The organism is Heliomicrobium sulfidophilum (genome assembly GCF_057715735.1).
The window spans coordinates 975,192-998,918 of the sequence record NZ_JBVTZZ010000005.1 but is presented as its reverse complement, the minus strand read 5'-3'; the positions used below and the strand labels follow the sequence as shown (position 1 = coordinate 998,918).

The following is a 23,727-nucleotide window of genomic DNA, read 5'->3' as shown; positions in this document are numbered from 1 at the left end:
TCACTGTCCACTTTCTGTTTCCATCATCAGAACCACCGTTTGCGTCGCCGATTCTTGCTCTAAGGAGGCGATTTGCCGTTCCAACGATTGAATCTTATTCGACAAGGCAGGTTGTTGCGCAGCAGGCGTAGTGGCTAGCTGACCTCTTAAAAAATCAACCTGTGTCACCATATCTTGATAGGTATTGGTAACATCCTGGTTATCACTCTTGTTTTCCACGAGCACGCCCAAGGGAAGCAATTGGATGAACGATTGCAGCCGATCCGGCGGCAACTTTACAACCAGATTCTGAATCGTACGTCCTTCCGATTGCTGCAAGCTGACATGTCCAAGCTGACCACTCACCTGAGTGACGGCTTTTTTCACTGCTTCGATGCTGGCGTCAAGCGAGACGACACGATAGCGAAGGAGTGTCCGTTGAATGACCATGGGTTTGCTCAACAGATAGGTCTTCTCGGCTGCCGCAGGATTTTTTGCAGGCTCAGGAGTAGGGGGAACTGGAGTAACGGAAGGGTGTCTTTGTTCAGGTGAGGTTGGGGGCGCTTGAACGGAAGCATCCGGACCGGTAGACGTGGGGGGCTCGATGGGGCGGATGCCTTGACTTGGAGAATGCCCGTCTGTAACTGTTGATTTGCTGATATCGCTATCGACTTGCCTTGGCGAAGGAACGGAATGCTGCACAACTTGCACAGGAACTGACCCGGATGGCGCAGATCCTTGCATTGCTACATAGACTCCGCTTCCTGTTCCTAAGGCTAAAAGAAACACAGCTGCGGAAGCCATCCAGCGGCGAAGTTCAACTGAACGACCAGAAGAAGACGGTGCAGGAAGCGGGGTTATCTGCTCCCGATCGATGCGTTCCATCACTTGTGCGGCAAAATGTTCAGGAGGCTGCATCTCCAATGGAAGCTGCCGTAACGCCAGTTCAGCCTGCCACCACAGTTCAAACTCATGCATTTGTGAGGTGCCGTTACGAATGGGCTTCATGATGCTCACCTCCTTTGTGTCGTTTCCCCAGGCAGAAGGAATCCGAACTGCCCGGCTATCGAAGTCAAGACGCTGCGCATCTGCGACTTAGCCCGGTTGATCCGAGACTTCACCGTGCCGAGAGAAGTCTCGGTTGCGGTCGCGATCTCTTCGTAGGAATAGTCATAAATCTCACGCAGAACCAAGACAGTCCGGTGTTCTTCCGACAGATGTCGAAGCGCCTGTTGGACCATCGCCTTGAATTCCGCCGATTCAAAAGCCTCGAGGGGGTCACCTGTTGTGGCAGCCACCTCTCGATTGGCCTTAGAGCTGTCATTCCAGTCTTCATCTAAAGACTCAATGACCACATTCCGGCCCTTACGCTTCATATTGATCCATGTGTTCACCGTAATCCGGTGCAGCCAAGTGCCAAAATCAGACTCTAACCGGAAGCTCCCAATATACCGATAGGCGCGGATCAATGCTTCTTGCGCCAAATCGTAAGCATCCTCCTGGTTGCCGGTCAAATGAACGGCCAAACCGTAGACACGCTTCTGGTATACCTCCACGAGTTGTGAAAAAGCATGGCTGTCGCCGGATTGGGCGGCGAGGATGAGATCTTTATGATCGGACAGATTTCCTCTCCCCCATCAAACACCGTAAGGAATCGGTATCATTACATTAGACAAGAGGAATGAGTGGAAAGTTCCACTCATTCCTTGCTTTTTGCGTTTTTTGCATAAACGATAGTTGCCGCACGGTCAAAATCGTTCCAGGCGACATTGGCGCCAAAAGCCTCTGCGACCCAGCGTATGGGGAGGTAGATGCGATCATTTGTCACTTCTGGATAGACATCAATTAACGTGGCCTGACCATTTACAAGCATGACGCGTTTGTCTGTATATAACTTGACCGTTATATCACCACGGCTCAGGACCACTTCGTGGTCATCCTCGTTCCATTGAATGTCTTTATCTGCGATCCCAAATGCTTTGGCCAGATAGCGAATCGGCACATAGAGACGGCCGTTCTTATAATAGGGGTATGTATCCATTTGCCATTCGTCTCCGTTGAGCAGGTAGGTGTCTTTGCCTAAGGTGAAAGTAAGCGTAATCGTGTCATTAATCGGTTTCGTTGTTTTTTGCGGAGCAGTGTCGTTATCCTTTAAGAGAACGAGGCCTAAATCGGTTCCGGCAATGACTTGTTGGCTTGGTAAAACAACAAGGCTGTTCAAGGTCTGACCGTCAGGGAGTCGCACATTGACTGTGCTCCAGGAAGCGGCTTGATCTTTAGACTTAAAGAGTCGGCCTTCCTTGTCAGCTACATATATAGTCTGGTCTTGTGCGTAATTGGGAGAAAAGGCCATTGCGCTGAAAAAGGTATGCTCGTCAATGCCATCCATTGAGTCGACCCAAGTGTCGCCACGACTGGTCGATTTATAGATTCGTCCATGACTGCTTAACGCGAAAACGGTCTGATCTAACTGGTAGTTTGGTGATACATAAACCTGTTCAAACGTGTCGATACCCTGAATCGTTCGCCATGTAGCGCCATAATCTTTGCTGCGCTTATTGCTCGTCTCCAGCGCTTCCCGTGTAAAAACGATACCATCCGGCGTTGTCGCGAAACGGTAGCCGCCATTTTCTGATTTTGGAACCCAGTTGGGTTGGTCCGGCGGGGTATAGGCGAGTTTCCAGACGGTTGTGCCGTAATTGGTGATTCCGTAAATAATTGCGCCATTGGAAGCGACGGCAAAACGTTCTGTATTGGGTGGGGCGTTACAGACCTTTGACCACTGCTGAAAGGCATTGTCCCATTTTTCAATGCGCAGTGATTGTTTATCCGTTCCTACTAAAGTAAAAAGTGTGCCATCGTCTTTTACATAGACCTGCCAAACTTTATCCGTGCTGATCAAGGTCAAAGATTGATCGCTGCCGACACGGTAGAGCTTGCCGTCCATCAACTGCCAGTACTGCCCGGGCGAAAGGTCCTTCGCAGCGTTGATCACCTCCACAGGCGTTCGCTGCCCCGCAGGTTGCCACGCTGGTGATGCGAAAGCAGCAGGGACGATGGACAGAAAGAAGATAGCCGTTGCGAATAACTGAATCAGAGAACGTGAAGCCATGAAACCCCCTCCTTTTGATTTGCAGTACCTTTATTATATCGGTTCTGCGAAAGAGAACACAACTACCTGCCTGCGCAAACAGAAACAACCACGGAATAAAATGGATGAATTACAACGGACAAAAAGGCATCGGAAGGCTCGAATTTTTATATCAGACAGCAGAACAAAGCGCCAATAAAACCTGATGCTGATTCCTTGAGGGGGGATGCTGCCGCGATAAGGCCGACAGCAAGAGGCAAGATTCCGCATGAAAAAAGAATGCAATCACTAAGACATGGGAGGAACTTTTGTGAACAAGTTGAAGAAAACAGTCGCCTCGATATCGACAGCGCTGCTCATGACAACGATGCTTACTCCGGCAGCACTGGCGATGACCAACAATTCCATTGACATTGTCAAGAGCATTGCCGATGATTCGACCAGTGTCAAACTGGGTAAGTTGACCCTAAAGGAAGACAGCGATACCCCGAATGATGTGCAAGGGGGCTCCTCTTTCACCTACACGTTGCCTTCGGGAATCAAGTTTGCTTCTAGCGCAGTCTACGATATGGTGTATTACAACGATCCCGTCGATGGCGTCAAACCCCTCTCCAACAGCGGCACCCACTATGGATTCACCGTCACCAAGAGCGGTGACTACACCCTGACGATTCAAACGCCTTCCGGCCTTCAGGACAATGATATTCAAGACATGATCGCCATTCAGCCCCTCGTTAAGGTGGACGGCTTTGAAGGTGGCGACATCGAAGTGACCGTCAACCCCCTTGACTCCGGTGTAACCGGCGGCAAGTATGTTATCGGCCGTGTGGCTACGGGTCAGAAAACCGCCGCTTCCGTCATCAAAGTGGAGACTATCGGTGAGCAAGACGCCCGCGGCGGCATCATTCGCATCGAAGAAAACTATGCCGGTTCGCTGAACAAAGTGAACGCCAATAACCCGGCGCTAGACCCACTGTTTACCGTCAAACTGCCCAACAACTACAAATGGATCGACAGCGCTCTGGATGCCAATGACACCCTGGTCAACGGCCTGGCAGGCTTCAGCGGCGTCACCTTTACGACCGTAGTTGATAGCGACCGGACCCTGAAGGTATACGGCGATCTCAGCGCCACCGGCTTAGACCGTGGCATCATCGAAATCACCCCTGGCATCAATGTCGGTTCTGACGCCGCTTATGGCGATATTGTCGCCTCGGTCGAGGGTAAGGTAGCTGACGTATCCGATGCCGACGTCACTGTCGCCACCTATGCTGACTACGGTACGGCCGTCGCCGCCAAAGGCGAACTGAAAACCGCTCTGGCTGGCAAGTATGACAACGAACTGACCAAACTCAGCATTAAAGAAAACATCGCCGGTTCCATGTTCAAAGGACGTAAAATCCGCGTGGATCTTCCGTCCTGGGTCAAAGTGACCAACATCAAGAAGTGGGATGTCAAAACCGGCGCCAGCGACGCCTTCGTTGAGCCGACGGTTGACGGCAAAGACAGCTACATCGAGTTCACTTACACCGGCAACGGCTTGGGCTCCAGCAAAGCCGAACTGGAAGTGACGCTTGAAGTCTCCGTCAAAGGCAACGCCCAAGGGGATATCAAAGCTGTCGTATCGGGCCGGGCTGGCGCTGAAGGCGAAGCCATTCTGGGTAAAGCCGTGCAAGCGGTCACTGCCACTGCCGACGCTCGTGAGCTTCGCGTCGGCGTAAAAGGTCAAGCGCTGAGCGACATCGTTATTGCCGAGACCGACAAAGACCGGATCATGAGCGACAAAATCGACGGCGCCTACCGGAACATCGTCGTAGAACTGTCTGACGGCGTCGAGTGGTCCTCCGCCCCGACCGTCCAAGTCGTCGAAGGCAACCTGGAATTGGATACCGACAACATCTCCAAGAGTGGTTCCTTCCTGACGATTCCTGTAAAGTCCGGCAGCACTCAAGTCAGCAAGATCAAAATCTCTGATATCAAAGCCGACCTGAACCGGACCATTCCCGAAGGCAACGTAACCGCAAAGATCAAAGGCAGCGCTGTGGTGGAAAACAACAAAGACGCCGCCAAGTACTATGACAACACCGGTTCCGAACAATCCGGCAATGCCGGCGTCATCGACCCCGGTGAATTCGACCAAAGCACCGCTGTGGAAGTGACCGTAGCCAAAGTCATCACCCCGGCCCCCGGTGAACAAAAACGGACCGCTATCTTCCAAATCGGCAGCAGCAAACTGAACATCGGCGGTGTGGAATCGACCATGGATGTCGCCCCCTACATCAAGAATGACCGCACCCACCTGCCCGTCCGCTTCGTAGCCCAAGCCGTCGGCGTCTCCGACAGCAACATGATCTACAATGGAAACGACCAGAGTGTCGTCCTCATCAAAGGCGACCGCGTCGTGAAAATGACCATCGGCAGCAACATCATGATGGTCAACGGTGTCTCGATTCAGATGGATACGGCTCCCGAGATCGTCGCCCCCGGCCGCGTGATGCTGCCTGTGGGCTGGGTCGCCCAAGCCCTGGGCATTTCCGCTCAGTGGGATGGCGCCACGCAGACCGTGACGATTAACTAAGTCCGATTCCGACGAATCAGAAGCCGGATGTCTCCGGCTTCTGATTCCCCTATGTATTCACGTAAGCACATACTTACCCAGAACCAGCGTCGCGACATACGAAGCGAAAAATAACAATAGAACAAGGGACGAAAAAGTTTTTCGATTTTTTTTCGACGTTAAGGGAACCTTTCTCTCCTCCAGGTTGTCTAAGAAGTCGTAAGGATTTCAGTGAAAAGGAAGATTTTCTTCCTAACTGAAGTTCATACGAAACAACTTTAAGAGGAGGAACATTAGGTGAGCTACACGAAAAAGTTCGTTGCCACTCTGGCAGCGGCAGGCTTGCTGACCGGTGTAGTTGTTCCCAGCGCGTTTGCTGCGACGAACAACTCGGTGAGCAAAGTCAAGTCCATTTCCGATTCCACCCCCACTGATCCTGGTTATGAAACTCTGGGCGCCATTACCCTGAAAGAAGACGACGATGCTTCTGAAGATCTGCAAGACTCCGCTTCCTTTATTTACACCCTGCCCAGCGGTATCAAGTTTGTAGCGTCCACTGTGTCCGATGTGTACAAAATGGTTCAGTTCTACAACGGCACCGAATGGTATACACTGGACAACGTTCAAGGCACTGGTTCTGGCAAAGATAACGGCATCGCGGTGACCAAGAGCGGTGACTACACCCTCACCATTAAGCTTCCTAACCTGAGTGATAAGACCGAAGGTATCCGTATCACCCCGAAAGTCAAAGTCGACGGCTTTGACGGCGGCGACATCGAAGCCAACGTAACCGCTCTCGATTCCGGCGTAACCGGCGGCAAGTATGTCATCGGTCGCGTTGCCACCGGCGACAAGACTTCCGCTACCTGCGTCAAAGTTGAGACCATCGGCGACAACGCTTCTTCGCCTGCTGGCATCATCCGCATCGAAGAGAACTACGCCGGCGCGCTGGGCGATTTTGATGCTGACGACCGGATCTTCACGGTGAAACTGCCCTCGAACTTCGAGTGGAAAACCGGTTATCAAGTGGTTGGTCTGGCTGGCTATGCCGGCATCACCTTCAAGGCCAACGTAGCCAGCGGTGACGCTCGCACCCTGGAAGTTAAAGTTCCCGCTGGCGGTTTAACCAAAACCACTCGCGATCGTGGTATCATCGAGATCACACCTGTGATCAGCGCTGATTCCGATGCCAAATTCGGCGAAGTGACTGCTTCGATCGAAGGCGACGTTGCTGATGTCGATGATGCTGATGTCGTCATCGCCAACTACCAAGACTTCGGCACCGGCGTCAAAATCGTTGGCGATGTGGAAACCGTTGTCGCTGGTAAGTATGACAACAAGATTGCCAAGATCAACATCAAAGAAAATATCGCCGGTTCTTTGACGGGTTCCCGCAAAGTCCGCATCGACTTCCCCTCCTGGGTCAAGGTGACCAACATCAAGGACTGGAGCGTCAAATCCGGTAACTGGCCTGCGAAATCTGCTGTAGACGTCAGTGGCGAAGACAGCTACGTCGAAATCGATTACGGCCCTGCCAGCACCACCAGCAAAGCCGAACTGGAAGCTCAGTTTGAACTGTCTGTCAAAGGTAACGCTGAAGGCGACATCAAAGCTGTTGTTTCTGGACGCGCTGGTGCTGAAGGTGAAGTCGTGCTCGGCAAAGCCGTGCTGCCTGTAACCGCCACCTCCGATGTCAAAGAAGTTCGCGTCGGTATCAAGGATCAGGCTGTAGGCGACATCATCATCGCTGAAACCGAAAAAGGCCGCATCATGGACGACAAAATTGATAGCAAGAACCGTTCGATCATCGTCGAACTGACTGACGGCGCTGAATGGAGCGGTACGCCGGATGTGGAAGTTGTCGAAGGCGACCTCGACCTGGATGAAGACGAAGTCTCCACCAGTGACGAGTTCCTGACCATTCCCATCAAGTCGGGTAGCACCAAAACCAGCAAGATCAAGATTTCCAACATCAAGCTGGACCTCGACCGGACCGTTCCTGAAGGCACGATTGAAGCCAAGATCAAAGGCGAAGCTGTTGTGGAAAACCACAAAACTGCTAGCCAGTACTACCTGAACGGCGTTGAAACCGAAACGGACGACGACTCTATCAACCCCGGCGAGTTCGACCAAAGCTGGGCGGTTAAGGTTGATGTAGCCAAAGTCATCACCCCTGCCGACGAAAAACAAAAGCGTACCGCTACCTTCAAAATCGGTGAAAGCAAAATGAGCATCGGCGGCGTCGAAACCGCTATGGACGTTGCGCCGTACATCAAAAACGACCGCACCTACGTTCCCCTTCGCTTTGTTGCGAAAGCCGTCGGTGTAGACGACAACAACATCTCCTACAACGCCGCTGACCAATCGGTCATCCTGATCAAAGGCGACCGTGTTGTCAAGCTGCAACTGGGTAGCACTGAGCTGACAATCAATGGCGTTGCCATGACCATGGATGTCGCTCCCGAAATCGCTGATCCCGGCCGCATCATGCTCCCCGTTAAGTGGGTTGCTCAAGCGCTGGGCATCACCGCGAGCTGGGATGCCGCTACTGAAACCGTCACCGTTAACTAAGGATTGTAAACATACAATCAAAGAAGAGCCGGGTTCATCTCGAACCCGGCTCTTTCTGCTCAGTTAGAAAAATTAGGCGTAAAATATTGAGGTGACTTTCTATGCGTAAATTTACTGTCTGCGTCTCAGCCTTCCTACTCTCCCTCGGCATGACACTGCCGGCAATGGCCGAGACGACTGCGACCGTCGTAACGGCAACGCAAAGTCATCCGCAGTTCACCTTTCAGCAGGCCGTCGAACAGGCGAAGAAAAGCAGCAAGTCGATTCAGACGGCAAAATTAGATGTAGATCGCAGTTTTGAAGTGCGGAATTACCTAGGTGATTCGGTCAAGGACACCTACCAGACCACCGCGCCTATTGAGTATACGTTGGATCAGCAGTGGTATGGGGCTTTTATGGGATTAAATCAAGCTGATGTAAACTGGCGAATGACGAAAAGAAGCTTGGAAGCCCAAGAGGATGCCGTTGTGATGCAGACGTATCAACTCTACAATGGCTTGCTTCAAGCGCAAGACAAAGTAAAGAACTGCAAAACTCGATTGACGAATGCGCAGATCCAATACAATAACGCGTTCACCGCTATTCAAGTGGGAACGATTGATAATCCTACCTTTGTTCAAGCGAAAGCGGCACGAACCGGAGCGGAAGCGGCCCTCGCAACAGCAGAAAGCGCGTTGGAAGACGCCTATCAAAAGTTCAATAATTTGATGGGTCTACAGGCAGAGGAGCGCCCCGTATTAGTCGACAATCCAAGCTTTGAAAAATTGAATGTTGATGATGTTGATTATATGATCAATAAAGCAGTCAATGACAGCCCTACCGTGTGGTTGGCTGAGAAAAAGGTAGATCTTGCCGAGGCTGCTTACACTGCCCATTCCTATTCCTTATCCGGGCGTTCGGAACCGAGTAAAGCCAAATCGATTGATATCAACAAAGCCGCCCTATCTGCGATGGGCACAAAAGAGCAAATGGATAAATTAGTTCGCACCATCTACCATACGGTGCAACAATTAGAAGAGCAATACGAAAGCGCTAAAGAACAAGTAGCAGTGGCAGAGGAAAACCTTCGTGTCATCAAAGTTAAATTTGATGTCGGAATGGCGACGAAGGCAGATGTAGCGTCCGCTGAGTCAAAGCTGGTCGACGTGAAAGAAAGTCTGCTCGATATTGTTATCAAACACCAAAATATGGTATACGCTTTTTCGAAACCTTGGGCTTACGCCTCCTCCTCTTCTTGAGTCATCTAAAGTAGCCTTCGATATGAAGAGACGTATTGAGCCGCATCGGAATGTATCTGGTGCGGCTTTTGTTTTAAAATAATTTTTAAATCCAGGAAGCTTCCAATGTTCAACTGATCATTTTTATCCAGAAGGAATCTTAATCGAGCATGTCGAAAAGTAAAACGAAGGAGATGTCCCTATAAACTCCAATATCTTAAAAATGAGGGTTGATAATGAAGATAGAAGAGAAGTCAGTTAAAATTAGCGCTAATTTTTTTGCTGTCGCTGTGACCTTGCTCATCGGATTTGCTCCCTTTTTTCGGGGACTTTTTTTTGAAACGGAAATGGGGATCCACATCTATGGAACCGCCCTATTTGCCTTATGCGCGGCACTGTTGCTTTTCTTCTTGAGTTCCTCCTTGCCTGATGCCAGCAAGCGATTGTTGAATCGACTCTGGCGGTCTCCCTACTTTATCGCAATAGGGCTATTGACGCTGTGTTACGGACTCTCATTTTTTACGTCAATCAACCCTCGGTCGGCTTTGTACGCTTGGCTCCGACAGGTAGATTATCTCATCGTTTTTATTTTTGCCTTTACCGCTACGATGTTCGCTTACGAAGAGGAGAAACGCTCGGAAGGAAACTTTTTGCTTTGGATCCTTCTCTCGATCACCGTTACGGGAACAGTTGTTGCTGCTATCGCCATTGCTGCGGCACAGGGTTTTGTGACGATGAACGGCGCCTTGCTTGAAAATCGTCTATGCTCGACCCTTCAATATCCGAACACATTGGCGGCCTATTTGACTGTCCCTTTTTTGACAGGGATACATATTGCTTCACATCATCGAAACCGATATCTGACAGCGGTTTCGGCAAGCATGGCTTTTCTACTGCTCTTGGCGATATTGGGTACACAGAGCCGTGGCGCCTGGATGTTGATTCCATTGTTTCTCTTCCTCTATTGGATTGGCCAAAAAGAGAAAAAAATCGATCTGGCGCTTTTGACACTGTTATTTGCCGTCGCTGTCGCTATCAGTTCGATTACCGTTGGACCGGATGCGCAACTTTACAGGCCAAACGGGATGGCGTTGTTGGTGACATTGTCGACGATGGCCGGAGTCGGTGGGCTTTGGTTCATCGGACATCCCATGCTGTTAAAATGGGAAAAATGGAATACGTCGAAAGGTGACAACGATAAACAGAAGCAAAGCAGACAATGGTTTTCGCAATGGACCGTCATGAGTATTGGGGTATCGTTAGCGCTTGTTATTTGGGTTATATATATGCTGTCCGGAAGCGACAACCCTGTCATCCAGCGAATTACCTCAATCAGTATGGCTGATGCAAACTTCCGGGAACGCATTCTCTTTTATACCGATGCCTTTCGAATGGGTTTAGAGCGCCCTGTTCTTGGATGGGGTGGCGGCGGTTGGAAAGCAGGTTACCGTGCCTTTCAGTCGCTTTTATACAATACGACGGAAGTTCATAATCACTTTCTCCAGGTTTGGGTAGAGACAGGCGTGCTTGGTTTTATCTCCTTTCTAACGGTATTTCTTATGATACCTTTCGGTCTATATTCGTTCTACAGAAAAAAAATCGAGGCGTCTTATCAAGTGCCTGTATCGTCCGTATGGACAATTGGCATCAGCGCGATGGCCTTGGCCATGCATTCCGTCTTCGATTTCAACCTATCGCTTAGTGCGGTAGCCCTGCTATTGTGGACACTACTCGGTGTATATGGGGCTTGCGAGGCTATCGTGGGCAAGGGCGCATCGGCTTTAAGCGTTCCGGAAGGAGGTAATGCCGCTTTTCTGCCCGGCAAGGGGAAGAAAAGTAATCCTCCGTCCCTTTCGCTTTTGATTAGCTTGCTCATTTTGATGATGCTGCCCCTATTCTTTTTCACCTTTACTATACGTAGCGCAGAATCGCAGATGGAGGCTTATACAGAGGAGTTAAACCAAAAAAATTTCCAAGGCGCTGTGAATGCGCTCCAACAAGCGATGGAAATGGATCGTTGGAAATCAGACTATCCGCTCGCAGGCGCGCAGTTGCTTTTGGCAAATATTGAACGGGCCGCTGACTTGAAAATGAAAGAACGGATGCTGGAAGAGAGCGAGCGGTTGGCCCGAAAGGCCGTAGAACTTGACCCGTATAACGCCAGCCCCCACATGTTGCTGGCGCAGGTATTAATAGCTCGAGGCAACTACGGTGAGGCGCTTTCAGAAGCTGAACTTGGCAAAACTCTTTCGCCGTGGTTAGTTACCGCGTATATGGATACTGCAAAAGTGAACAGCGATGTAGCAATCCGACAGCGGCTTGCGCTCATACAGGGGCAAGGACAGCCATCTTGGAAATCACAGTCTGAAGAAGCGTTGCACCGAGTCATCGATGTAGCGATGGAAGCGAATGAAAAAAAGCAAAGCTTGCCGCCAACATTGCTTAGTCTCTGGAGACATCAACCTGATTTGACGCTTACGCCTGAACTGGCTTTTATGGCGGGTAAAGCGGCCCTTCTGCTCGGAGATGCTGAGAAGGCTGAAAGTCTGTTAGCAAGCGTTACAGCGCGTGATGATGTGACTAAATCGTTGGTGGAACTTTGGAGAGGGGCAGCTCTAAAAAAACGAGGCAATGACAAAGGAAATGAGATGATGGAAGCTGCGCGCTCAACATCTGTGATCGCGTCCAAAGAATACGCTATTCTGAAACAACTCGGCCTGTAATGACCGGATACCCAATCTAGTCAGCGCTTCCGTACGGGGGGGAGCCCCCTTGTAGGGCTTACACAGCGCATTGTCTGTATGTTGCGTGAGTTTATCTCATCTTTTCGAAAAGAGTGGGCTATAGTTGTTCTCATTGTGATAAGATATTCACCAAGAGTCATTCTTTTTTGGAGGTATTGGAAAGTTGTTTAAGAAAGCCATTGCTTTCGGCCTGGCCATTTCACTGTCCCTTGCATTGACAGGATGTGGTTTTTTCAAAACTGACACGGTTGATCAGCCATCCGGGCAATCGCCAACCGCCGCCGGAGGGCAGGCAAACCCCGCTGGTCAAGAAACGGCAGAAAAGGCGCCGGTGAACGTGGAAGAATTGCGAAATGAAGCGCAAAAAGGCGACACCGCAGCGCAATACAAGTTGGGTACGGTCTTGATAAGCGGAGACGGCGCGGCCAAAAATACCGATGAGGGGTTGAAATGGCTCCTACAAGCAGCGGAACAAGGCGATGCAAAAGCGCAAAATAACCTGGGTGTCCTCTACTTTACCGGGAATGGCCTGCCGCCGAACGGTCAAGAAGCAGTCAAGTGGTTTCGGAAAGCGGCGGAACAAGGCTATGATAAGGGGCAATACCATCTCGGGTATGCCTATCTTAATGGTGTCGGTGTTCCCCAAGACGCCAAAGAAGCGTTTAAGTGGATGCAACTGGCTGCCGAGAAGGGAAATAAAGACGGGCAGATCGCGCTGGCGCTGATGTATGAAAATGGCGTTGGCACGGAGAAAAAACTTGATCAGGCGCGGGCATGGTACGAGAAAGCAGCAGCTCAAGGGGATAAAGGTGCTCAGCAGAAGGTAGAGCAACTGAATTAAGTAGGTAAACCATTGGACGAACGGTTGGGCGATTGTGGACTTTTTTTCGGAAGCAGTTTTTGAAAGCAGGTTTTTTTCTGTTGAAGATTAAATATGATTATTGATAATAACGGGATTGGAGGGCTTGATTTGAAGGGCATTCAGGGGAAAAGCAGGGTTATGTTGCTGGGGCTCACAGCAGCGATCGTCATGTCTTCGTGGTTAGCGCCTGTCACCGCCGATGCAGCCGTACATACGATCGGGAAAAATGGGGCGGTTTGCAAAGAAGAGGCGCTTGACCTGCGTTTTGAGCTGTCAGCGAATACTTTCAAAGCCAGTGGAAAGGTCGACCTTGAGCCTGTCGATGTGAGCAAACTCGTGCCAGATGAACGCTATTATGTGACACGGGTGGTGAAAGCCAGCTTCAGCAGTTCTGGTGGAAATTATGTGCCCTCCTTGGATAAGCCGATGCGTGTCATTTTTCACATCAGCGACGTCGATCACAAGCGAGCGAGTCAGATGCAGACGCAATTGCCTGTGAACCGCTTTAGTGTCGGTTTTTGGAACGAAGCGGATAAAGCGTGGGAACTGCTCCCGTCTCGCGTTTTTTGGGATGGTCGCTATGGGGCGATTGAAGCCGAGACAGGCCATGCCTCCGGCGTATATGCACTGCTGTGGTTACAGCGTGGGGATGCCCTGAGCACGTTGGCAGGTGACTCCATTCGCATTGCTGTCGATTATGAACTGCTGAATGCCAATCCGGCGCCGTACGTCAAAGAGGGGCGTACCATGGTGCCGTTGCGGCTTGTGGCAGAGCGGTTGAAGGCCGATTTGAACTGGACCGGCAGTGAACAGCGCATCGATCTGGTCCGGGGCTTGGATACTGTCCAACTCTGGGTTGGAAAAACGGACGTGATGAAAAATAAGAAGCCGCTCATTGTCTCGGATCAAAGCGCTATCGTCGCGCCAGAGATCGTCAATGGCACGACCTATGTTCCGTTGCGTTTAATCTCGGAAGCATTTGGCGTGAAGGTGGCATGGGATGGCGTGACTAAGACGGTGTATATACAGAATTACTGATAGCGAAGAAGAACTTTGAGAACCCCTTGGTGTTGCTGTTGGAGGACGGGCCTTCTCGACGCAAAGCTAAGGGGTTTTCTATTATTGGGCGTGGAATCAATCGAGCAGGTTGAAAAGGTAAAGACCTGACGGATTTGTGAGTCGCCGGTAATTCTCCCAGCAAAACTTGAACGAGAAAGCAGGAAAAGCAGCCCGTCCTACAGAATTTTTCCTTGTTAGATATAAACCGACAGGTGGATTAAAAGATGTGGTCGATCCTTCAGCCTCGGAAAAGCGCATTCCTGCTTATCCTCGTTGACCTGGTTACCACGTGCTTGCTGCTTTGGATGGCGGCGGAATTGATGTTTCCCGAATCGCTGAGGCCGGAAAACTTTGAAGCGATCATGGGAACCTTTCCATGGATTTGTATCGCCGTTGTTTCTTCCGCCTTGTTGATGGATCTCTATCATACGGAGGGTAGTTTCTCACGATATAATATCTTCCTTTCCGCCGTGATCGCGGCAGGGCTGACGGTTGTCATCAGCGGTGGCGCCAGCTTTTTTCTTCGCTTCTTTGCCTTTCCCCGCAGCGTCATGCTGTTGTTTGGATTCCTGCTCATCATCTACTTCTACCTCTCCCGGTGGGCCTATCACCGTCTGGACCGGGGAAAACCGGGCGTTTGCTTTGTATCCCAGGATGAGTATGCAGAGGGAAAATTGGATGAGATGAATGTCGGCATCGACACGATCGTTATTCAGGATTTCATGGACATGAACTTGCGCAAGCAGGCGATCATCGAGTCTGTCAAGCACTGCAGAACCCTGCGGGTTGAAGTGACGCCTACGGACATCCTGTTGCATGGCGGGAATCTGATTTCCCGAGATGGCCGCATCTACAGTGAAGTGACCCCAGGCGTCGGCCAGACGCAGTTTACCGATGTGGTCAAACGGCTCTTCGACCTAGTGATTGCCCTTGTGGCGTTGCCGATTTGTCTTCCCTTGATGGCGCTGATCGCGGCGGCCGTATGGCTCGATTCCGGTGCCCCTGTCTTCTATACACAGGAAAGGGTGACGATGCGGGGGCGCCTCTTTCGCATCTATAAGTTCCGCACGATGATCCCCGATGCGGAGCGGCACACCGGGCCGGCATTGGCCACGGAAAACGATCCTCGACTCACTCGGGTGGGGGCTTATCTGCGGTACTGGCGACTGGATGAACTCCCACAGATCTTCAATGTGATTTTGGGGGATATGAGCCTTGTTGGGCCACGGCCGGAGCGCCCCCATTTTGTGCAAGAATTTGGGAGGGAAATACCCGAATACCATCTTCGGCACCTGATTCCCCCCGGTATCACGGGGATGGCCCAGATTTATGGAAGATACTCATCTAATGCAGAGGAAAAGCTGATTTATGATTTGTTTTATTCCAAAAGAAGAGGGCCGGTCAGCGATATCATCCTGCTGATTAAAACGATTAAAGTAGTTATGCAACGGGATAAGGCCATGTAACCGATTCACTAGACTACGCAGTAAGGCAGTGAATTTTTGTGATAAATGGCAACGTCTTCGGCATTTCAAATCAGCAAAAACAAGATAAACGAAGAATCCTTCAATTGATAACACTTTCCGAAACCGGTGGCGCCCAGAAGGTTGTCTTCGAGTTGGTTCGAGGTTTGTCCACAAATTGTCAGACCAACGGTGCCACCGAAAGAGAATATGAAGTGATTCTCGCGTGTGGAGCCGGGGGAGCTTTGATCGATTGGGTTAGAAAAAGCTGCCCTAAAGTGAAGATTATCCCCATGAAGCATATGCAGCGAGAGATTCATCCCGTAAAAGACGTATTGGCCTTATGGGAACTGTGGCAATTGATTCGAAATGTTCGCCCTCATATCATTCACTGCCATAGTTCAAAGGCAGGCTTTCTAGGACGAGTCGTCGCCTTCATTGCCGGTGTGCCTCTGAAGGTTTTTACCGTCCACGGTTGGAGTTATTATGGTGTTACAGGGATAAAGAAGCGCTGTTTCATCGCGATCGAGAAGTGGTTGGCGCGGATTACGGACGCCATTGTCTGTGTTTCGAAACGGGACTTCCAACAGGGGATTGCCGACAATATTTTCTCGGCGTCGAAGTCTGTCAAAACGCTTCAGGAACCTAAAGTTGAAGTTATTTACAATGGGCTCCCTTTGGTAGATGAAGGCAAAAATGAAGTCTCAAACAGCATTATGCGATTATTGGAAGAAAAGGAATTTTGCGTTGTTACGGTCGGTCGCGTAGCGGAACAAAAAGATCCGTGGTTGTTTTTAGATGTCGTGGAAAGATGCGCAATTGAAAGCGCCCATGTAGAGTATCGTTCGGTTCGTTTTTTTTGGGTGGGCGCGGGCCCTTTGTATGAAGAAATGGAAAAGGAAATCAGGGTAAGAAACTTAACGGAGTGGGTCACTCTGCTGGGGGAACAAAAAGACATTATACCCATTCTTAGACAAGCAACAGTATTCTTATTGACCTCGCGCTGGGAGGGTTTACCTATCGTAGTCCTAGAAGCGATGAAAGCAGGATTGCCGGTTCTCTCCGTGGACGTCGGCGGAATCGGTGAACAGATCCTCCCGTGGGAGACTGGCGTTGTCTCTGAGACTAGGGATCCAGACGCGCTGTGGCTTGTATTGCGGGAATTGCTCTACAATCCCGAAAGAAGGCGCAGGTACAGTGTCGCTTCTCGCGCGCGCTTTGAAGAGCTTTTTTCTGTTGAAAAGATGATCAGTGATCACGTGAATTTTTATTGCAGTCTCTTCGACGCACCCCAGGTTCCAAAGTTTGCCGGAAGAATTGTGAACCAATAGCTTTTGCTTAAAATAGGCATATGGGACATTATTGACGGATAGGCTGAACGAAGGTATACTTTTTAATGAGTAAAAAAATTACACGTCCATATGGAGTGTTATCATGCTAGATAGCCTCATCACCTCAAAAACAAGACTCCAACTGTTATTGCGCTTTTTTACCAATCCAAGCCATGTTGCCCACTTACGTCAACTCGCCAGTGACTTTGGCGAGTCTACCAACGCGGTTAGAGTGGAATTGAAACGAATGATGGATGCGCGTTTGCTCACCCAGGAAAAGCAAGGGCGTAAGATTCTGTATCGAGCGAATACGAATCATCCCCTCTTTCCCGATATTTCGAATATCGTTCGCAAATCGCTCGGCATTGACAAACTGGTGGAAACGGTGTTGGATCGCCTGGGCAATGTTCAATTGGCGCTGCTCATTGGCGATTACGCCAAGGGACAGGATACAGGTATCATTGATATCATCATTGTGGGAGACGTGGACCAAGTGTTTTTACGTCAACTCATTGTATTGACGGAAAGGACGGAAAGCCGAATTCATCGCCGGATTCGACCGCTAGTCTTGTCGGTAGGTGAATACCAGCAGTTAAGCAAGACGTGGGAGCAAGAGGATCGGCTTGTGCTCTGGGAAGCAGAGTAGGGAGATTGGACATCCATTTCATTTTTCTTGCTTTTATCGCCGATAAAAAAAGAGGGATGTGAAAACATAGGATGGATAAAACGACGGTACTGGTCACAGGAGGAGCCGGCTATATCGGCTCCCATGTCTGCAAGCGTCTTTCGGCGTCTGGAATTTTGCCTGTTACGGTGGATAATCTTGTTTACGGGCATAAATGGGCTGTAAAATGGGGGCCCCTCGAAGAGACGGATATCTGCGATAGTGAAGCGATGTCGGTGATCTTCGAGAAGTATCGGCCGCAAGCGGTATTGCATTTTGCCGCCTTCGCTTATGTTGGCGAATCTGTACAGGCGCCGGCAAAGTACTATCAAAATAATGTGGTGAAGACGGCTGCCCTTCTCGATGTATTGTTGCGCCATGACGTAAAAAGGTTGATCTTCTCGTCTACCTGCGCCACTTACGGAACGCCGAAGGTAGTGCCTATCGCGGAGAGCCATCAACAGGAACCGGTGAACCCCTACGGTTGGAGTAAACGAATGGTCGAACAGATGCTGCAGGATTATGGACGGGCCTATGGCCTACGCTCTGTCGCGTTACGGTATTTCAATGCGGCCGGCGCTGACCCGGATGGAGAACTGGGGGAGATGCATGATCCGGAAACCCATCTCATCCCCTTGGTGCTCGACGCAGCCATGGGGAAACGACCCCACATCACCGTATTCGGCACAGACTACGATACGTCCGATGGGACGTGTATTCGCGACTATATCCATGTGTCGGATTTGGCCGACGCTCATGTATTGGCGTTAGAACAGATGGATAATTTGTCTTTAGGTTTTAATGCCTTTAACCTCGGCAATGGACAGGGCTATTCCGTAAAAGAAGTAATTCAAGCGGCAGAGCGTGTGACAGGGCTCGAGATCCCTGTTCGAGAAGGAGAACGGCGCGCCGGCGATCCTGCCCAGTTGGTTGGCGATGCGTCATTGGCTCAATCGGTGTTGGGCTGGTCTCCGAAGCATCCGGAAATAGAGGTGATTGTTCGGGATGCATGGAACTTTCTCCGGAGTGTTCACCGTTGATGCATATGGCAAGTCATTCTGCGGCAGTCACCGTCTCGGTGATCACCGCGCATAAGAACCATAGTCTTTTTATTCAAGACACCTATCAATCATTAGTAGACCAGAGTTATCGCCAGTGGGAATGGATCATCATCGATGACGGTTCGGACCCAGAACACCTGGAAGTGATTGAAAAACTATGCAAAGTGGATTCCAGGGTTCAATGCGTTCGTTTCCCTGTTTCTAAAGGACCGGCCGCTGCCCGCAACGGCGGGATTCATGAGGCGCGAGGCGACTTCATTGTCACCTTGGACGCCGATGATTTGATTGAACCTACTTTTTTAGAAAAAGCGCTTTTGGTCTTGCGTGTTCATCCGGAAATATCATTTGTCAATTCATGGGTGATCCATTTTGGACAAAAGAATTATTTCTCTCAAGGCGCATTCCATAGAGAATGGATGTTCGTTTTTCACAATCCCATCGTGTGCACAGCCATGTTTCGGAAGGAGGCGCTCTTACAGTGTGGGGGGTACCCCGAAGCAGGCACGGTCATTCATGAGGATTGGGAACTGTGGTTGACGCTGTTGCGGGAGGGGTACAAGGGATATACCATTCCTGAATATCTCATCCGGTATCGCAGGCGCGACAAGAGCCGCGTTAACCGTATTACCCTATGGCAGCGCATCAGATATCATTGTAAAGTTTTATTAAAATACCCCGTAAAGTGGCGCCAGATTCGCGACTGGCTGCAAAAGGAATTTGGTTGGCATTTGATACGACAAGACGCTTATGTATCAATAAAGGAAATAAATCCAAGCAAAGAAATGGAGTATCGCAAAGCGCACGACGGTGAAAAGAGAAACCTTCTTTATCTGCTTCCGTGGTGCAGTATGGGCGGAGCAGACAAGTTCAATCTTGACCTGCTGTCAGGGCTAACTCGTCGGTATGGATACCGAGTCACGTTAGTGACAACGCTTCCGTCAAATCACGGCTGGCTGTCCGAGTTTACGCGAATTTCTTCCGATATCTTTCACCTCCCTCATTTGACGGAGCATGTACACAATTATCCCCAGTTCATCCAGTATATTATCGAATCCCGAAACATCGAAAAAGTGATCATTTCAAATAGTTATCTGGGTTATCAAATGGCGCCATGGATTAAGTTGCGCTACCCTGAGATTGATATTTATTCTTATACGCACATGGAAGAGGAATATTGGCGCAGCGGCGGTCATCCGCGCATGGCAGCGGCTATCGATGAATGCCTGGAAAGAAATGTTGTATCAAGTGAACACTTGAAACAGTGGATGATCGACAGAGAGGCGGAGCCTGAACGGATCGAAGTCGTTTACACCAATATCGATCCAGCGCAGTGGAATGAAGACGGAGAGCAACGGAGAAAGATTCGCGATGCCATGGGAGTCACTGACGAGCAAGTCATGATTTTTATGGCAGGAAGAATCGTGGAACAGAAACGGCCTGACCTGGCGATCCGGATCATTCACGAATTAAAAAAGAGAACAACCCGGCCCTTTCTATTTGTGTTAGCCGGTGACGGACCGTTATTGCCCTCTGTTAAGAGATATGCCAAAAAGAACGAATTGGAAAGCTGCTGTCGCTTTCTCGGGGAAGTGTCCGTCGCTGCCATACGGGACTACTATATGGCGGCTGATGTTTTCCTATTGCCATCTCATATGGAAGGCATCTCGTTGGCGCTTTTTGAGGCAATGGCGACACGCACCGTTCCAGTCGCCGCCGCAGTAGGTGGACAAGCGGAGTTGGTTACACCCGAATGTGGGTTTTTGTTTGCCCATGCGGAAAATGAAATTGAACAGTATGCGGCGGCACTGGTCTCATTAATTGAGAATCGGGATGAATTAGACAGGCGAAAGGATGCCTGCCGTTCCCGAATTGAGAGATATTTTCGACTCGAAGAGATGATCGAGCGTATGCACGCGATACTTCAAGTAACCGGTCGCGGAAAAACCTCCCGGTTGGCGCCCGAGTTTTTGCGAATTGCGCTGCAAACAGAAGATGTTGGGGGCAGATTCGCGTTCCTATTAACAAAAATATACAATAGGCTCAGTTAGGCGATTCATTTGTTGAGCCAATTTACGGACAGAAGGGAAGAGCTATCGTTGAATCGTGATTTGACGCTCATTGCAGGCCCCTGTGTAATTGGCGACACTGAACTCGATGAGGTAGTTAAGAAAACATTTGAATTAGCCAAGGGATTTGGCTTTTCGTTCATTTTCAAAGCATCTTATGATAAAGCCAATCGTTCCAGCATCGCTAGTTTCCGGGGTCCGGGTCTGCAGGAGGGCTTGAGGGAACTTTTGCGTCTCAAAAAAACCTATGGGGTCTCGATTACGACAGACGTTCATGAGGTCGATCAGGTGGAGCCTGTCGCAGAAGTGGCCGATGTGATTCAAATCCCTGCGCTACTGTGTCGCCAGACAGACCTGCTTGTTGAGGCGGGTAGGACAAAGCGAATTGTCAATATCAAAAAAGGACAGTATTTGGCGCCTTGGGATATGGAACATGCTCTACAAAAGGCAAGACAAGCCGGAGCAAGAGAAGTATGGGCAACGGAACGAGGCAGCACCTTTGGTTATAACAATCTGGTCGTTGACTTCCGTTCTCTCTCGATAATGAAGGAATGGGCAGATCGCGTGATTTTTGACGCCACCCACAGCGTCCAATTGCCCGGGGGACGGGGCAACGCGTCGGCGGGGCAGAAGGAGTTTGTGTTACCTCTGATACGGGCTGCCGTCGCTTGGGGGATAGACGGCTTGTTTATGGAGGTGCACCCCTGCCCGGAAAAGGCGCTTTGTGACGGAGACAATATGTTGCCGCTGGATCAACTGGAAAGTGTCCTGCACAGGGTGGTAAAAATAAGAGGAGCTATCAATGACCATTAAATCTAGCTGGCCATCGCAAGATAGTCGCGAACTGATCCGTTTGTTTTTCATAGAAGAAGGTAGACACCTGCTCGACTGCGCTGAACGATTCAGCGGTCCCATTGAGGATGTCATATCTACGATGCTTCATTGCCGGGGCCGCGTCATCTTGATGGGTATCGGCAAAACGGGGCTTATCGCTAGGAAAATCGCCGCAACGATGGCCAGCACGGGAACGCCTAGTTTTTTCGTTCATCCCAGTGAGGCTGGGCATGGCGATTTAGGCATGATCACCGCCGATGATGTGGTTCTGATTATTTCGGAAAGCGGCGAATCGGATGAAATCGTGTCTGTGATGCCGGCTCTTCGACGTTTAAACGTTCCGACGATACTCTTCACCTGTAGAGAGCGGTCTCGGACAAGCGAGTGGGTGGATCATCCGATTGTATTGCCCGTCCCGAATGCTATCATTGAAAATCTTGCCATGGTTCCTACCTCGTCCGTATCAGCGTTGATGGTCATGGGTGATGCCGTCGCTCTGGCTTGCGCCAGGGCGAGGAACTTCAAATCGGCTGACTTTGCGAGACTTCATCCTTCAGGCGCCATCGGCAGGCGATTGCTCTGCACCGTAAGCGACCTGATGAGAAAGGGAGACGATATCCCGATTATCGGGGTGAATGACACAGTCGGGCAGGCGTTGCTTGTCATGTCGGCTAAAGGACAGGGCGCCGTTGTTGTTGTAAAGGCTGGCGAGCAAAGAAAGCCAACCGTAACTGGGGTTATGACCGATGGAGATGTTCGCCGCTTGACCGTTCGGTTTCGAGATATTTGGGACTTGCGCGTGGGGGATGTTATGAACAGCAATCCTCATCAGATCGCCCCGAACGAACTGGCCATTGAGGCGATTAAGATTATGGAGGAAAAGAAGATCACCTTTTTGCCGGTTACTGAGGATGGGGTCTTATTCGGATGCATTCATATGCATCGGCTGGTTGAAGCGGGGATTACGACATGAGTAAACAGGTGATGGCGATCATACCTGTTCGATTGCAATCGAACAGGTTAGCGCGAAAGGCGCTTGCCGATATCGGCGGGAAGAGTATGATCCAGCGTGTCTGGGAGCGGGTTCAACAGTCTCGGATTCCTGAGGTCCTGATCGCAACAGATTCCGAGGAGATCAAGGAACACTGTCTCGCCTTCGGCGCGCAGGTGGAAACGACATCCTCCCATCACCCTTCTGGTACAGACCGTTGCGCCGAAGTAGCCGACAAATACCCCGTTGACTACTACATTAACATCCAGGGGGACGAACCTTTTATCTCGATTAAACTGCTTGATCAGGTGCTAGAGTGGATTCATGGTGTAAGATACGACTATCCTGTCGGTACTGTCGCATCGCGAAAATGTGATAAAAGAACTTGGCTTGACCCGGACGTTGTCAAAGTTGTCCTATCACAATCAGGTCGCGCATTGTACTTTTCCCGAAGCCCGATTCCTTTTTCGCGAGACGGGTATAAAGAGAATACGATCCAAAAGCATCTTGGTCTTTATATCTATAGCCGGACTGCGCTCAATCGTTTTTCGTCGCTTCAGCGGGGAAGCGTGGAACGACTCGAATCTTTGGAACAACTGCGCTGGTTGGAAAATGATATTCCGATTCAAGTGTTGACGACAGAAGAAGACAGTTTCGGCGTCGATACGCCAGCCGATTTGGCGGAGGCCAGGAAACGGGCGATTACACAAAAAGTGATTTCAGAAGGAAGTGTAAAATGACTCAGGATGGGATTGTTAATAAATGTCCTTTTGTAAAATTGCTTGCTATCGATGTAGACGGCACATTGACGGATGGAAAAATACTTATCTCTGAAAAGGAAACGGAATATAAACGGTTTGATATCAAAGACGGCATGGGGATTCGGTTAGCGAGTATTGCGGGGATTGAGGTCCTATGGATGTCGGGACGCGAATCGAAAGCCAGTCAGGCACGAGCAGATGAACTATTGGTAAAACTCTACCAACCGGTTGCGGATAAATGGTCGTTTCTCAGACAATTTGCGGCAGACCGAGGGTATACTCATGAAGAAATCGCCTTTATCGGCGATGATGTGAATGACATCGGTGTATGCCGCCATGTGGGGTTATCCTTTGCCGTAGCTGACGCCCACGACGATTTAAAATCAGTTGTCTCCTATGTTTTATCACGTAACGGTGGTTGTGGCGCTGTGCGGGAAGCGATAGATTTGATACTGGAAGTGAAGAAAAGGTGAGTC

The 23,727-nt window shown here is 50.1% G+C and carries 18 protein-coding genes; 15 read left to right on the top strand and 3 right to left on the bottom strand.

Annotation, left to right across the window (positions count from 1 at the left end; translation table 11 throughout):
* The 3 genes from AC0CW1_RS10470 to AC0CW1_RS10460 form a co-directional block, all read right to left on the bottom strand.
* A complete protein-coding gene (locus AC0CW1_RS10470) occupies positions 1-987 on the bottom strand; it encodes a DUF4349 domain-containing protein (protein WP_488182997.1) in 987 nt (328 codons plus the stop codon).
* Positions 988-992: 5 nt separating this feature from the next.
* Positions 993-1,580 (bottom strand): sigma-70 family RNA polymerase sigma factor, encoded by a 588-nt coding sequence (locus AC0CW1_RS10465; RefSeq protein ID WP_488184136.1) that lies wholly within the window; start codon positions 1,578-1,580, stop codon positions 993-995.
* Between the two features lie 98 nt (positions 1,581-1,678).
* The gene (locus AC0CW1_RS10460) at positions 1,679-3,091 is read right to left on the bottom strand and encodes a stalk domain-containing protein (RefSeq protein WP_488182996.1); all 1,413 of its coding nucleotides are present in this window, start codon (positions 3,089-3,091) and stop codon (positions 1,679-1,681) included.
* Positions 3,092-3,380: 289 nt separating this feature from the next.
* Between AC0CW1_RS10460 and AC0CW1_RS10455 the strand changes: the two genes are divergently transcribed.
* The 15 genes from AC0CW1_RS10455 (at position 3,381) to AC0CW1_RS10385 (ending at position 23,724) form a co-directional block, all read left to right on the top strand.
* Positions 3,381-5,648: a copper amine oxidase N-terminal domain-containing protein gene (locus AC0CW1_RS10455; RefSeq protein ID WP_488182995.1), complete on the top strand. Its 2,268-nt coding sequence runs from the start codon at positions 3,381-3,383 to the stop codon at positions 5,646-5,648.
* A 276-nt stretch (positions 5,649-5,924) separates the two neighbouring features.
* Positions 5,925-8,198, top strand: a complete 2,274-nt coding sequence (locus AC0CW1_RS10450; protein WP_488182994.1) for a copper amine oxidase N-terminal domain-containing protein — start codon at positions 5,925-5,927, stop codon at positions 8,196-8,198.
* Positions 8,199-8,299: 101 nt separating this feature from the next.
* Positions 8,300-9,436, top strand: coding sequence for a TolC family protein (locus AC0CW1_RS10445; RefSeq protein ID WP_488182993.1), 1,137 nt, complete (start codon positions 8,300-8,302; stop codon positions 9,434-9,436).
* A gap of 215 nt (positions 9,437-9,651) precedes the next feature.
* Entirely contained in the window at positions 9,652-12,138 is a 2,487-nt protein-coding gene (locus AC0CW1_RS10440; protein ID WP_488182992.1) for an O-antigen ligase family protein, read from the top strand.
* Positions 12,139-12,322: 184 nt separating this feature from the next.
* Positions 12,323-13,000, top strand: coding sequence for a tetratricopeptide repeat protein (locus AC0CW1_RS10435; RefSeq protein ID WP_488182991.1), 678 nt, complete (start codon positions 12,323-12,325; stop codon positions 12,998-13,000).
* A gap of 129 nt (positions 13,001-13,129) precedes the next feature.
* Complete coding sequence (locus AC0CW1_RS10430) at positions 13,130-14,059, top strand: stalk domain-containing protein (RefSeq protein ID WP_488182990.1); 930 nt, start codon at positions 13,130-13,132, stop codon at positions 14,057-14,059.
* A 245-nt stretch (positions 14,060-14,304) separates the two neighbouring features.
* Positions 14,305-15,546 (top strand): sugar transferase, encoded by a 1,242-nt coding sequence (locus AC0CW1_RS10425; protein WP_488182989.1) that lies wholly within the window; start codon positions 14,305-14,307, stop codon positions 15,544-15,546.
* A 38-nt stretch (positions 15,547-15,584) separates the two neighbouring features.
* The gene (locus AC0CW1_RS10420; RefSeq protein WP_488182988.1) at positions 15,585-16,874 is read left to right on the top strand and encodes a glycosyltransferase family 4 protein; all 1,290 of its coding nucleotides are present in this window, start codon (positions 15,585-15,587) and stop codon (positions 16,872-16,874) included.
* A 103-nt stretch (positions 16,875-16,977) separates the two neighbouring features.
* A complete protein-coding gene (locus AC0CW1_RS10415) occupies positions 16,978-17,520 on the top strand; it encodes a winged helix-turn-helix domain-containing protein (protein WP_488182987.1) in 543 nt (180 codons plus the stop codon).
* A 71-nt stretch (positions 17,521-17,591) separates the two neighbouring features.
* The gene (gene galE / locus AC0CW1_RS10410; RefSeq protein ID WP_488182986.1) at positions 17,592-18,578 is read left to right on the top strand and encodes a UDP-glucose 4-epimerase GalE; all 987 of its coding nucleotides are present in this window, start codon (positions 17,592-17,594) and stop codon (positions 18,576-18,578) included.
* Entirely contained in the window at positions 18,578-20,647 is a 2,070-nt protein-coding gene (locus AC0CW1_RS10405) for a glycosyltransferase (RefSeq protein ID WP_488184135.1), read from the top strand. Before galE ends, AC0CW1_RS10405 begins: the two co-directional genes overlap by 1 nt.
* Before the next feature lie 48 nt (positions 20,648-20,695).
* Complete coding sequence (gene kdsA, locus AC0CW1_RS10400; protein WP_488182985.1) at positions 20,696-21,478, top strand: 3-deoxy-8-phosphooctulonate synthase; 783 nt, start codon at positions 20,696-20,698, stop codon at positions 21,476-21,478.
* A complete protein-coding gene (locus AC0CW1_RS10395) occupies positions 21,468-22,472 on the top strand; it encodes a KpsF/GutQ family sugar-phosphate isomerase (protein ID WP_488182984.1) in 1,005 nt (334 codons plus the stop codon). The genes kdsA and AC0CW1_RS10395 overlap by 11 nt, the downstream gene beginning before the upstream one ends.
* Positions 22,469-23,230 carry a 3-deoxy-manno-octulosonate cytidylyltransferase gene (gene kdsB, locus AC0CW1_RS10390; protein WP_488182983.1) on the top strand — a complete coding sequence of 254 codons (762 nt, stop codon included), beginning with the start codon at positions 22,469-22,471 and terminating at the stop codon, positions 23,228-23,230. The genes AC0CW1_RS10395 and kdsB overlap by 4 nt, the downstream gene beginning before the upstream one ends.
* On the top strand, positions 23,227-23,724 hold the full coding sequence (locus AC0CW1_RS10385; RefSeq protein WP_488182982.1) for a KdsC family phosphatase: 498 nt from the start codon (positions 23,227-23,229) through the stop codon (positions 23,722-23,724). Before kdsB ends, AC0CW1_RS10385 begins: the two co-directional genes overlap by 4 nt.
* The last annotated feature ends 3 nt before the right edge of the window (positions 23,725-23,727 follow it).